We start from the raw sequence: 12,059 nt of genomic DNA, 5'->3' as shown, positions 1-12,059 counted from the left end.
ATCTGAATGGAAATAGTCATTTGCCATCGACAGAGAAATGCTATGGCAAACAGAACATTAACGTCATATTTCCACGCCAATGAATCTTATTTCCGTTTTGCTCTTTTGATAATCATTGTTTATTCAATCATTCGCCAGTTATTGGTTTTTTAACCGGCAATGGCTTCATGCAGGCTCAGAAGCCATTTAAAGGTAGTTAGGCGACAAAGAAATATCAAGCTGGTTTTTTAACGTTATTTTTAAATTGAAATGCTATTGATTTCTCCAGTCTATTATTTTGCTGTTAACCTTCTGTTTGTTTTGTTAATTTATTGATTTACATGTATTAAATTGTTTTTTGTTTTTGTAAGTGGTTGAGAGTTTGGTATTTTTCATTCGGCACCGTTCATTACTTTTCTTTTTTTATTGGATATTGTCAGTGTATTCATGAGTGTGACAATTAAGATTGGTTTTATATTTGACTTGTACCGGTTCTTTGGCAAACCTGTAATGGAGGTTTGTCCGTTGCAACGTTGACGTTTTGTTGTCGTCTGGCGATGTTTTTCTTCCGTCGTTTCATTCTTTCCATCTGGATTTCGCTAAGGCGTTAATAACATGCGCTCACGGCCATGACCGCCGACGCGAATTAAGACTCATGCTCAGTAAGAATATCGAGAGAGGTGCCTATGTCTAATGGACCATTTTATACCAATCCGATCGTAGTCATCGATGTGGTCAATGACTGCGTACATGTGGAAATGGCGATCGATGGAGGGCTATACGAAAACGTGTTCCCACTGTCGGTAGCGGCTAATGAACCCTATCCGAAATTGCTGGTGAATCTGGCGATCCAGGCGCAAGCGAGCGGTAAATCATTAATGGTGTGGGGGGAGCCCGGCCCAGAACCGGTTAAAGGCCTGCCGCTGTTTGGTATCACGACCGTGAACATCAAGTAGGGGACGGCAACGCGCATTGTGTTGAAAGCGGGAAGCGCGGTGAGGGATATTCCTTTGATAATGAAAGAAATTCAACACCGCTTTTGGTTATGACTCATAGCGATTAATGATTTAATTTATTCCACTGCCACATTGCATATTGAACGAGATAAAACACTTAACAGGGATATCGACGTGAAATATTCATTTAATGGCAAGAATTTGGCTGGTTTAATCCTCCTGGCTTTTAACGCGACGACAGCTCAGGCTGCCGACGTACCGGCGGGCGCTAAACTGGCGCCGGTACAGGAATTGGTCCGTGCCAATGGGTATGAACCGGCGACGCTGGATCCGAACCTGGCCGAGAGCAATGTGGAGTTCTACATCTTCAACGATCTGTTCGAAGGTTTGCTGCGCGTCGGGAAAGACGGCGAAGCGGTCCCGGCGCTGGCGCAGAAATGGGAGCATCAGGGCAACGTCTGGACCTTCCATCTGCGGCCGCAGGCCAAATGGTCGAACGGCGATCCGGTGACCGCCGACGATTTCGTCTACAGCTGGCGGCGCCTCACCGATCCGAAAACCGCGTCGCCGTACGGCAGCTATCTGGCTTCGGCCTACGTGTTGAATGCCGCGGCGATCAACGCCGGCAGCAAACCGCCGAGCGAGCTGGGCGTCAAGGCGCTGGACGCGCACACCCTGCAGGTGACGCTGTCGGAGCCCAACTCCTACCTGCTCAAGCAGCTGGTGCATTTCCCGGTCTTGCCGGTTAACCGCAAGGTGGTGGAGCAGTACGGCAAGAACTGGACTCAACCAGCGCATTTTGTCGGCAACGGCGCGTTCCGCCTCAGCCAGTGGGTGGTGAACGAAAAGGTGGTGGTGGAACGTAACCCGCAGTATTGGGACAATGCCAACACCGTGCTCAACAAGGTGACGTTCTTGCCGATACAGGGCTTCCCGGAAGTGGCGCGTTTTCGCGCCGGCGAGGTTGAATTGGGGTATACCACGCCGCCGGAGCTGTATCAGCAGCTGAAAAAAACGCTCGGCGAGCAACAGCTGGTGACCTATCCGCTGCTCTCCACCAGTTATTTCGCCTTCAACAACCGCCAGGCGCCGTTTAACGACCTGCGGGTGCGCCAGGCGCTGAATCTGGCGCTGGACAAAGAGATTATCGCCGGCAAGGTACTGGGATACGGCCAACAACCGGCCTGGACCTTTACTCCAACGGGGGCGGGCGGCTATAGCCTGCAGCCCGGTGCTGCGGCCGGCTGGCCGCAGGAACAACGGCACGCCCAGGCGAAGCAACTGCTGGCGCAGGCCGGTTTCAACGCCGAGAACCCGCTGCGCTTTACCGTGCTGTACAGCAACGACGCCACCATCAAGAAGATCGTCATCGCCGCCGCCGCCATGTGGAAAAAGAACCTTGGGGTAGAGGCCAGCTTGCAAAGCCAGGAGCGTAAAGTGACGCTGGATAATATCAACCGCGGGCAGTACGGCGTGGCCTTTACCCGCTGGCTGGCGGATTACAACGATCCATCCACCTTCCTGAACGTGTTCCGTTCCGACAGCAGCGAGAACAGCCCCAAATACCATAACCCGGACTATGACCGCATTCTGCATCAGGCGACGGCGGCGCAGACGCCGCAGCAGGTGCAGCAATATTTCCAGCAGGCCGAGGCGGTGCTGGCCGACGATACGCCGGTGGCACCGGTGTACTACGAAGCCAATGCCACGCTCATTAAACCCTACGTGAAGGGGATCGATTTTACCCCTCAAGGTGCCTTGTACGATAAAAACGTCTATCTTCTCGAGCACTGAGAAATAAAAACGGCTGATTTATATCAGCCGTTTTTATAGATTCGTGTTTAATAACATTATCCTAAATACTCCATAAACGACGGGCAATCTTTTCTTCCCGCTGAAGAAAACACTGCCTATACTGCGCCGGTAGTTTATATGCAGTATCTCGTTTGGCGAGGCTCCTATACAAACACAGGTTACTGATCTGACGACATCGAGAGATGCCCAAGGTTAAGACAGGCTTTATCGGATTAAGGTTCAGCCCAAAGTAACTTCCGAGTAACAGTTCGGATACGTTGTATAGTGCTAAAACCTGGACGCGGAGATAGGCAGTCTGCACTCCCTCTGTGGTTACGCCCCTATGCGATTCGCTGTTGAAGTTCAAAACAGAAATAGGGACTGACAATGATCAAGTCACATCAACATTATTCTTCTCCGGCGCTGAGCGCGACTGAAACTCTCGACGAGACCTCGGTCGTCGGCTATATGAACGCCGATTTTATTACTGTTCCCGCGACGATGACGGTCAATCATGCCCGGGAATATTTACTTTCACAGCTTAAAACGGACGAAATTCCCACCCGGGTATTTATTACCGCGGACGATTATCATCTGCGCGGCACGCTGTCGGTGAAAAAACTGCTGCAGTGCGACGAGCAGGATAAAGCGGTCGGCGTGATGATGGATCACAGCTATTTTCAGGTTTCGCCCGACGACGATCGCAACGACGTGGCGCATCTGCTCGGCAAGGGCGGCCTGGACGTGGTGCCTGTCGTGGCGAACAACACGCTGGTCGGCGTGCTGGGGGAGCGCGAGATCGCCCGCCTGGTCGAGGATGAAAACACCGAAGACGCGCAGCGCCAGGGCGCGAGCCTGCCGCTGGACAAGCCTTATCTGGAGACCAGCCCGTGGGCGCTGTGGCGTAAACGTTCGGTGTGGCTGCTGATGCTGTTCGTCGCCGAAGCTTACACCGGCAACGTGCTGAAGGCGTTTGAAGATCAGCTCGAAGCGGCCATTGCGTTGGCGTTCTTCATCCCGCTGTTGATCGGCACCGGCGGCAACAGCGGCACCCAGATCACCTCGACGCTGGTGCGCGCCATGGCGTTGGGTGAGGTCAGCCTGCGCAACCTGGGCGCGGTGATCCGCAAGGAAGTGACGACCTCGCTGCTGATCGCCGTCACCATTGGCCTGGCGGCCTGGGTACGCGCCTGGATCATGGGCGTCGGCATGGAGGTGACGTTGGTGGTCAGCCTGTCGCTGGTGGCAATCACCGTGTGGAGTGCGATTGTCTCGTCGATCATTCCGATGCTGTTGAAACGTCTCGGCATCGATCCGGCGGTGGTATCGGCGCCGTTTATCGCTACCTTTATCGACGGCACCGGCCTGATTATTTATTTCAAAATTGCCCAGCAGGTATTGGGTATTTAACCGCGCTCCGCCCGATGTTGCGGGCGGAGATGTAAAGCCTTAATGAGGAGGACGTTAAAAAACATGGATACCGACCAACCCCGATATTTAACGCAAGGGGCTTTTATCGATAACATTTAACCTGAGGACAAAATAATGGGAAACATGACTATTTTTATGGGATTCCTGGCAATGATCAGCTCACTGGGCCTGTTAGCGGCCTATATGAGCACCAAATGGGATGATTGATGAACGCAAAAGATCCGCCTAGATGCATCCTCCCCGTAACCGCTATTTATTATGGGGAGGATTTTTAGCGGCGCGCGAACGCGCGGCCTGATACGGGAGTTGATAATAATGACGATTCTTATTCTGGGATTGCTCTACGCCATTTTAATGATCTCGGTGGGCGTTAATGAGATTTATTTTTATTCCACCGGAAAATCCAATTTTCTTACTAGCCTCATGCTGACATTTTCTGGCAGTATGCTGCTGATCGCCTTTGTCTGGCAATTATCCTCTAAAGTAAAAAAATAAATCACCGTCCGAATGTGAGCAGCATAATGCAGAATGAAAAACAGGCCGTGGCCAGAAACTCGATGATCGCCAGCGGGTTACTGGCTACGGGCAAGTTCGTCGCCGGCATTTTTACCGGCAGTATTGGCCTGATATCTGAAGGGATCCACTCTTTTACCGATTTTATCGCCACCAGCATCACCTGGCTGGCGGTGCGCATCAGCGATAAGCCCGCCGATGACGATCACCACTTCGGCCACGGCAAGGTGGAAAACCTGGCGGCGCTGTTCGAGGTGCTGCTGTTGCTGGGCGCCGCCGGCTGGATCGTTTATGAGGCCGGCAGCAGCCTGCTCGGGCAGCCGCATGAGATCGTCGCCGCGCCGGTGGTGATTGCGGTGCTGCTCATTTCCATCTGCGTCGATTTCTTCCGCGTGCGGGCGCTCAACCGCGTCGCCAAAGCGACCGACAGCGCGGCGCTGGAAGCGGATGCGCTGCATTTCTTCTCCGATATGCTTTCGTCCGGCGTGGTGCTGCTGGGCATGGTGTTTGTGCTGTTGGGCTTTGGCCGCGCGGACGCCATCGCCGCGCTGATCGTCGCCGGTTTTATCTTTGTCGCCGCGATCAAACTGGGCAAACGCTCCTTCGACTCGTTGATGGATGCCGCGCCGGCCGGGGCTACCGAGGCGATCCGCGCCACGCTGGCAAGTTTTCCGGCGGTGCTGGCCTGCGACAGCGTGCGCATTCGCAACGCCGGCGCGGTGCTGTTCGTCGAAATCACGGTGGCGGTGTGCCGCACCTTGCCGCTGGAACGCATCGACGCGCTGAAGCGAGAGATCATTGAGCGGCTGCGGGAGCAGTACGCCAGCGCGGAATTCACCGTCATCGCGGTGCCGCAGACCCGCAGCGATGAAGACATGGCGACGCGCATTCGGGCGATCGCCGCCAACCACGGCGCGCAGGTGCAGAATGTGACCTTGCAGCAGCTGCCGACGCGCATGGCGATTGGCATGGATTTGGCGGTGCCGGCCAACGCCAGCGTGGCGCAGGCGCATGACATTGCCACGGAGATAGAGGGGATCCTGCGCCAGGCGATCGGTGAAGACACCGAGATAGAGACGCACCTGGAGCCGCAAACGCCGCATTGGCTGACCAGCGAGGATGTCGATGCGACGGAGCTGGCCAATATTCGCCGCATCCTGCAGTCGGCGCTGGAGCAGGGGGAGAGCGTGCAAGACGTACACAACGTCCGCGCGCGCAAGACCGACGGCGGCATCATCGTCAACTTCCACTGCCGGGTGTCGCCGGCGGTCACCATCGCCGCCGCGCACGATGCGGTCGATCGGGTCGAGCGCCGGCTGCGCTCGCTTTATCCTGCCATCACGCGCGCGATAGGGCACGTCGAGCCGATCAAGCCCGGCATTTGAATCAGTTCGGCCAACTGCGGGTAGAGCGCCGCGTTGGCCAGCAGCAGCGGGTTGCCGCGCCGCAACCCGTCGTTGTGCATAAAGTCATTCGCCACGCCGCCGGCTTCGCGCGTCAGCACCCAGCCAGGCAGGCTGTCCCAGGCATTCATGTGCGGTTCGTAATAGCCCAGCAGCCGACCGGCGGCCACCTGGGCGGTCATCAACGCGCCGGAGCCGCTGCGCACAAACATCCCTCCCGCCTGCAGCAGGCGACAGAGAAAGCCGCTGAATTCCGCCGCTGAAGCGCGCGGTGAAATCCCGACGCCCATCACGCCATCCGCGACGCTGCGCCCGGCATGCACGCCGATCGGTTCCCCGTTGAGAAAGGCGCCGTGGCCGCGACAGGCGCGGAACATCTCGCGGTGGTTGGGATCGTAGACCACGCCTATCGTCGGCTCGCCGTCGATCACCACGCCTATCGCGATACACCAGGTATGCAATCCGTTCAGGAAGCAGGCGGTGCCGTCAATCGGATCGACGACCCAAACGCAGGCGGCGTTTTCGCCGGTGCTGCCGCTTTCCTCGCCGAGAAACCCGTCCTGAGGAAAGCGCCGGCTGATCATGCGGCGGATCAGCGCTTCGACGCGGCGATCGGCCTCGCTGACCACGTCCTGCAGCCCCTGTTTGAAGTCGACAGCCAGAGTTTGCCGCCGTTGATAAAAGCTGAAAGCGAGATCGGCGGCGGCGCGGGCGATCTCACGCGCAAAGCGGTAGCGCGCCTCGATGTCCCGTGGGGAAAGTGAAGTCATGGCAGGCTCGATAGCAAAGAACGAATCGGGTTACCCTGCCATAAAAGGATGAAGGTAATGTGTCGCTCAGCGCGGCGGGGATGAAAAACGCAGCTGCATCATGGCATCGGGGGCCGAAAGCGGTTCGGTCGTGGCCCCGGCCGGTATTACCGCGCGCCAAAATGCCAGCCCGCGCGGATTATCCGGGCTGATCGACAGCGACCAGCTGCCGGGGTGCTGCGTGAACAAGGCGTGGGCGGCCCGTTGCCCCAGCCCGGTGCGCCGCCACTCGGGCTTGATGTAGAACTCCGCCATTTCGACGGTGGCGCTGTCCAGGCGCCGGACCAACGCGAAACCGGCCGTTTGCCGATCGCTCAAAATCAAATAGGGGTAGCGGCCGACCTCGCGCCAGTAGAGCGGAAGATAGGGGTAATCGCCATCGGCGCCCAGCTCGCGAAGGCAATCGGACAGCATGACCGCCAGCAGCGGCCGCTGCGCGTGCGTAGCCTGCTCAAGGGAAAATGCCATGCCGCGCTCCGTCAAAAAACAGGCCGCCGGAGGGCGGCCTGTCAAGGTTAGCCCAGATTCAACCGGGCGGTGATGTCGGCAATCTCGCGGCGCCAGCGCGCCTGAAGCGCCGGTTTCTGGTGCTTCGGCTTGCGCGCCAGGTCATCCTCCAGTTTGCTTTCGAGGGCAAACAGGGCGGTCAACAGCGCTTCTTCGCCTTCCAGTCGCTCATCTGGCGTCGGGCCGCCTGCGTTGGCCTTGCCCGCCGTCGGTAGCGCCGGCGCTTCGCCCGCCAGGCGCTGATACACCGGCGCCAGATCGTGCCACTCCTCTAGTTTTTGCTGGTCGATCAGCCAAAAGCGGTTGCAGCTCTGTTCGATCAGCATCCGGTCATGGGTGACCAATATGACGGCGCCGGCGAACTGGCGCAGCGTTTCCGCCAGCTCTTCTTTGCCTGCCATGTCCAGGTGGTTGGTGGGCTCGTCCAGCAGCAGCAGCGAATGGTTGGCCAGCGTCAGGCCGACGAACAGCAGCCGCGAACGCTCGCCGCCGCTCAGCGAACGGATCTGCTGATGGTGGCGCAGGTAAGGGAAACCGGCGCCGATCAGCGCCATTTTCCGCTGTTCCTCGGTCAGCGGCGCAAACTGCGCCAGCGCTTCGCTCAACGTGTCTTCATCGCGCAGCTGTTGCAGGCTCTGATCGTAATAGCCGATGCGCACGCGCGGGTGGAAGATCGCCGGGCGTTCCGCGGGGTGCTGATACGCCTGCCACAGCAAGCGCAGCAGCGACGATTTCCCGCAGCCGTTGCGCCCGACGATGGCGATGCGATCGCCGCTTTTGACGCGCAGATGTTCCAGGCTGAACAGCACCGGCGCATCCGGCGCCGGGCGCACGTCCCATTGCGGCAGCGCCAGCAGGCGATCGGCGTCCAGCGCCTCTCCCTGTAATCGCAGCCGCCACGGGCTGCCGGCGGTCAGGGTGGTCTGTTCTTCCTTCAACCGATCGACGCGCTTTTCCATTTGCTTGGCTTTGCGCGCCAGATCTTCGTTGTCATAGACCTTGCCCCAGGTCGCCAGGCGTTTGGCGCTTTTTTCCACCCGGTCTATCTCTTTTTGCTCGGCCTGGCGCCGATGCTCGTCCGCAGCGTCCTGTTCCGCCAGTGCGGCGCGCGCAGCGGAGCAGGGCAAACGGAAGAACTGCAGCGTTTTGTCGCGCAGGATCCAGGTGCAGTTGGTCACCTGATCGAGCAGATAGCGATCGTGCGATACCAGCACGAAGCTGCCGCTCCAGCTGCGCAAGAACTGCTCCAGCCACAGCAGCGTGGGCAGATCCAGGTGGTTGCTGGGTTCGTCGAGCAGCAGCAGATCGGGCTGGCGGATCAGCGCGCGCGCCAGCAGCAGGCGGGTGTGCTGGCCGCCGCTGAGGGTGCCGGCGGTCAACGTCCAGCTCCCCGGTTCAAACCCCAGCTCGGCAAGCAGCGCTTCACAGCGCCAGCGTTCGCTGAGGTGTTGGCCCGCGGGCAACTGCGCCAGTACCGCATCCAGCAGGGTGCTGGCGTGCAGCTCGGGCGGCAGGTGTTGTTCGATGCGCGCCATCTGGCATTGGTGTGACAATGTCACCGTTCCGGCGTGCGTGGGCAGATCGCCGCTGAGCAGTTGCAGCAGGGTGCTTTTGCCGCAGCCGTTGTCGCCGATCAAACCGATGCGATCGCCTTTTTTCAGGCTGAAGGAAATCTCGCTCAGCAAGACGCCGAACGCGTTGTCGTAACCGACAGATTGTGCAGAAAGTAGTGTGCTCATTGCTTACTCAAGAGTTACAGGCATGACAATGCCTATCGTCAAACATCGCTGACGACAACCCGGTAAGCCGGAGGGAAGATCCTGGATTTTAGTAAGCTTCGCTCAAGCTGGGTTATCGCAGCACGATACCGGTAATGCTTGAGCGGCGACGATTACCAAAGAAGTGTGAGTGAAAAAACAATTCACACGTCAGCATAGTAAGTCTCCTTTTATTGGTTGCAGGTTAATCGGTGGCAGGAGTATAGAGCGCTTTACGCCGCGCCGCCAGTGTAAAAGCGCCTGAATAATCAGCAGGCTAAGTCCGGTGGGAGCGCGTGGCACACAATGGGAATAATTACTGTATTTCGGCCGACATTAAGCAGCTATTATAATTAGCGTTTATGGTTAAGCGACGGTTCATCCGCCGCCTGTTCGTCTGTCTATCAGATAATGATGCTGAGCACTGAATTTATGTTAAAGCCTCGCCCGTTCCTGCTGTTGTTGTTATTGCTGTTTGGTTTGCAGCTGACGCCGCTCGCCGCCGTCGCCGCCACCGAGGATGATCCCGCCGCCGAAAGCGCGCCCGATCCCGCTACGCAGCTGAAAGCCGCGCAAAAGCAGTTGGACAGCATGAAGCAGCTGGTTTCCAAAGCGACCACCGACACCCAGCTCAGCAAACTGCGGTTGGCGACCGACGACCTGGTCGCCGGCATGGAAAAACTTGCCACCGATCTGCAGCCCGAGCAGGACAAACTGAAAGCGCAGCTGGACGTCCTGGGGCCGGCCCCGGCGGCCGGCGCGCTGCCGGAAACCCCGGCGGTGGCTCAGCAGCGCAACGCGCTGAACAATAGCAAAAAACAGCTGGATGACGCGGTGAAACGCGCGCAGGCCATCAAGACCAGCGCCTTCGATCTGGGGCAGCAGATTGGCGATCTGCGCCGAGTGGCGTTTAAAACCCAGCTGGCGCTGAATACCGGCAGCATTTTGGGCATTAAATTCTGGGCGCCGGTGGTGCAGCCGTCCGCGGATGACGTGCAGCGGCTGGATCAGTTCAACGCCGAGATGAAAGCGGCCTGGGACGCCAGCTGGCAGGAGGAGTGGCGGTACGGCACGCTGGCGTTGCTGGCGCTGGCGGTGATTGTTTGGTCCTGGGGGCGCTATTTCTCCGAGCGTTTTCTCGCCTGGGTCAGCATCCGTTTCCTGCCGGACGGGCGCCTGCGCCGCAGCTTCATGGCGATCGTCACCGTGGCGGTGACGGTGGTCACCACCTCCATCGCGCTGAACCTGCTGTATTACGTCTTTGTGCGCGTGCAGCCGCTGCCGGTGACGCTGGAGGATTTCGCGGAAGGCTTCAACCGTCTTGGGATTTTCTGCGCGCTGATCGCCGGGCTGGGGCGTGCGGCGCTGTCTCTGAATCGCCCGTCGTGGCGTCTGGCGTCCATGGATAACGACGTGGCCGCCGGGCTGCGTTACTTCTCGCCGCTGCTGGCCGGCCTGGCGCTGGCGTTCGGCACCGTGGAGCTGATCAACAACGTCGTCAGCGCTTCATTGGCCACCACCATCTTCGGCAACGGCCTGGTGGCGGGGCTGATCGGCATGGTGCTGCTGGCGGCGCCGCTGCGCGGCCAGCGCATTCGTCGCCGTCTGGAACAGCAGGGCGCGCACCTGGAAAAACGCACGCTGGTCGGCGGGCTGGTGCACCTCGTCACTCTGGTCTGTTCGATGGTGATCCTGTTTTCCCTGCTCATCGGCTACATCGCCTTCGCCCGCTTCCTGACCTACCAGCTGATCTGGGTGGTGCTGGTGCTGATGGCGTTCTATTTTATGGTGCTGTTCGCCACCGATTTGTGCGCCGCGCTGTTTTCGCCGCAGACCGTCAGCGGCAAGATGCTGAAGAAAACGCTCAGCTTCAAGGATCGCCATCTGGAGCAGATGTCGATCATCACCACCGCGCTGGCCAAATGTTCCCTGTTGCTGTTGATGATCGTCGCGCTGTTCAACGGCTCGTTCGGCAGCACCACGCCGGGCTCGCTGATGGAGAAAATCGTCTCCATCCTGACCGGTGAAGGGCTGCAGCGTTTCAATATCGTACCCGGCAACCTGCTCAACGCCGTGATCTGCCTGGCGATCGGCATCTATATTTTGCGCGCGGTGCGGCGCTGGCTGGGTTCTGAACTGCTGCCGAAAACCATCTCGGACGTCGGCATCCGCGCCTCGCTGGTGACGTTGTTCAGCAATATCGGCTATGTGCTGGTGATTCTGATCACCCTGGCGGCGCTGGGCATCCAGTGGAGCAACCTGGCGTGGATCGTCAGCGCCCTGTCGGTCGGTATCGGTTTCGGTTTGCAGGAGATCGTGAAGAACTTTATTTCCGGCCTGATCCTGCTGACCGAGCGCCCGGTGAAGGTGGGGGATATGATCGGCATCGGCGGCGTGGAAGGCGACGTGCGGCGTATCAACGTGCGCGCCACCGAAATCCAGCTCAGCGACCGTTCCACCATGATCGTACCGAACTCGCAGCTGATCTCGCAGAACGTGCGCAACGCCACCATGGGCAACGCGCAGGGCGTGGTGACCATCGCGTTGACGTTCCCGACCTCCATCGATCCGGAGCAGGTGCGCAATATCTTGCTCAGCGCCTATAACGAGTACGAAACCATTCTGGAAACGCCGGCGCCTTACGTGCGCTTCAGCCAGCTGGGGCCGGACGGCATTATCCTGAGCGTGACCGGCTACGTGCCGAGCCCGCGCATGGTCGGCGCCACCAAGAGCGAACTGCTGTTCAATATCCTCAAGCTGCTGCGCGCGCAGGAAGTGAGCCTGTCCAGCCCGCAGGAAGTGGTGTTTATGAAGCAGCAGGCGACGCGATATCAGGCCAACGAAGAGGAGCACTCCTCCTAGTCCAGCCCTGAGGCGGCGGGCCGTTACGCTACGGCCCGCCGAACGCGG

The 12,059-nt window shown here is 58.6% G+C and carries 10 protein-coding genes and 1 riboswitch; of the genes, 7 read left to right on the top strand and 3 right to left on the bottom strand.

What is annotated here, in order from left to right; genetic code table 11:
- Nucleotides 1-665 precede the first annotated feature (665 nt).
- From ACJ8HT_RS06545 to ACJ8HT_RS06520, 6 genes are all read left to right on the top strand, one after another.
- Nucleotides 666-935, top strand: coding sequence for a hypothetical protein (locus ACJ8HT_RS06545; protein WP_194572246.1), 270 nt, complete (start codon nucleotides 666-668; stop codon nucleotides 933-935).
- 174 nt (nucleotides 936-1,109) lie between these two features.
- The gene (locus tag ACJ8HT_RS06540) at nucleotides 1,110-2,729 is read left to right on the top strand and encodes an ABC transporter substrate-binding protein (protein WP_194572247.1); all 1,620 of its coding nucleotides are present in this window, start codon (nucleotides 1,110-1,112) and stop codon (nucleotides 2,727-2,729) included.
- Nucleotides 2,730-2,869: 140 nt separating this feature from the next.
- Nucleotides 2,870-3,043, top strand: a riboswitch (M-box (ykoK) riboswitch).
- A 73-nt stretch (nucleotides 3,044-3,116) separates the two neighbouring features.
- Nucleotides 3,117-4,139: a magnesium transporter gene (locus tag ACJ8HT_RS06535; protein ID WP_197652877.1), complete on the top strand. Its 1,023-nt coding sequence runs from the start codon at nucleotides 3,117-3,119 to the stop codon at nucleotides 4,137-4,139.
- Between the two features lie 135 nt (nucleotides 4,140-4,274).
- Nucleotides 4,275-4,367, top strand: a complete 93-nt coding sequence (gene mgtS, locus ACJ8HT_RS06530) for a protein MgtS (RefSeq protein ID WP_004938109.1) — start codon at nucleotides 4,275-4,277, stop codon at nucleotides 4,365-4,367.
- 108 nt (nucleotides 4,368-4,475) lie between these two features.
- Nucleotides 4,476-4,655, top strand: a complete 180-nt coding sequence (locus ACJ8HT_RS06525; protein WP_004938106.1) for a hypothetical protein — start codon at nucleotides 4,476-4,478, stop codon at nucleotides 4,653-4,655.
- 26 nt (nucleotides 4,656-4,681) lie between these two features.
- Nucleotides 4,682-6,058 carry a cation diffusion facilitator family transporter gene (locus ACJ8HT_RS06520; protein WP_197652876.1) on the top strand — a complete coding sequence of 459 codons (1,377 nt, stop codon included), beginning with the start codon at nucleotides 4,682-4,684 and terminating at the stop codon, nucleotides 6,056-6,058.
- Here ACJ8HT_RS06520 and ACJ8HT_RS06515 read toward each other — a convergent pair.
- From ACJ8HT_RS06515 to ACJ8HT_RS06505, 3 genes are all read right to left on the bottom strand, one after another.
- Nucleotides 6,001-6,846 carry an inositol monophosphatase family protein gene (locus tag ACJ8HT_RS06515; protein ID WP_187322435.1) on the bottom strand — a complete coding sequence of 282 codons (846 nt, stop codon included), beginning with the start codon at nucleotides 6,844-6,846 and terminating at the stop codon, nucleotides 6,001-6,003. The two genes, ACJ8HT_RS06520 and ACJ8HT_RS06515, sit on opposite strands and share 58 nt — an antisense overlap.
- Before the next feature lie 66 nt (nucleotides 6,847-6,912).
- Entirely contained in the window at nucleotides 6,913-7,353 is a 441-nt protein-coding gene (locus tag ACJ8HT_RS06510; RefSeq protein WP_194572249.1) for a GNAT family N-acetyltransferase, read from the bottom strand.
- Nucleotides 7,354-7,400: 47 nt separating this feature from the next.
- A complete protein-coding gene (locus ACJ8HT_RS06505) occupies nucleotides 7,401-9,131 on the bottom strand; it encodes an ABC-F family ATP-binding cassette domain-containing protein (protein ID WP_197652875.1) in 1,731 nt (576 codons plus the stop codon).
- 450 nt (nucleotides 9,132-9,581) lie between these two features.
- Here ACJ8HT_RS06505 and ACJ8HT_RS06500 point away from each other — a divergent pair, with 450 nt between their 5' ends.
- Nucleotides 9,582-12,011, top strand: a complete 2,430-nt coding sequence (locus ACJ8HT_RS06500; protein ID WP_197652874.1) for a DUF3772 domain-containing protein — start codon at nucleotides 9,582-9,584, stop codon at nucleotides 12,009-12,011.
- Nucleotides 12,012-12,059: the final 48 nt, after the last annotated feature.

The organism is Serratia sp. CY44782 (assembly GCF_052168715.1).
Classification (GTDB): domain Bacteria; phylum Pseudomonadota; class Gammaproteobacteria; order Enterobacterales; family Enterobacteriaceae; genus Serratia; species Serratia nevei.
The sequence above is the reverse complement of the archived record's forward strand: the minus strand, read 5'-3'. Positions and strand labels throughout refer to the sequence as shown.

Excerpts from the sequence above, each read along its gene's own strand:
- ACJ8HT_RS06505 (WP_197652875.1), bottom strand. The coding sequence starts at position 9,131 with ATGAGCACACTACTTTCTGCACAATCTGTCGGTTACGACAACGCGTTC.
- ACJ8HT_RS06510 (WP_194572249.1), bottom strand. The coding sequence starts at position 7,353 with ATGGCATTTTCCCTTGAGCAGGCTACGCACGCGCAGCGGCCGCTGCTG.
- ACJ8HT_RS06500 (WP_197652874.1), top strand. The coding sequence starts at position 9,582 with ATGTTAAAGCCTCGCCCGTTCCTGCTGTTGTTGTTATTGCTGTTTGGT.
- ACJ8HT_RS06520 (WP_197652876.1), top strand. The coding sequence starts at position 4,682 with ATGCAGAATGAAAAACAGGCCGTGGCCAGAAACTCGATGATCGCCAGC.
- ACJ8HT_RS06545 (WP_194572246.1), top strand. The coding sequence starts at position 666 with ATGTCTAATGGACCATTTTATACCAATCCGATCGTAGTCATCGATGTG.
- ACJ8HT_RS06535 (WP_197652877.1), top strand. The coding sequence starts at position 3,117 with ATGATCAAGTCACATCAACATTATTCTTCTCCGGCGCTGAGCGCGACT.
- ACJ8HT_RS06525 (WP_004938106.1), top strand. The coding sequence starts at position 4,476 with ATGACGATTCTTATTCTGGGATTGCTCTACGCCATTTTAATGATCTCG.
- mgtS (WP_004938109.1), top strand. The coding sequence starts at position 4,275 with ATGGGAAACATGACTATTTTTATGGGATTCCTGGCAATGATCAGCTCA.
- ACJ8HT_RS06515 (WP_187322435.1), bottom strand. The coding sequence starts at position 6,846 with ATGACTTCACTTTCCCCACGGGACATCGAGGCGCGCTACCGCTTTGCG.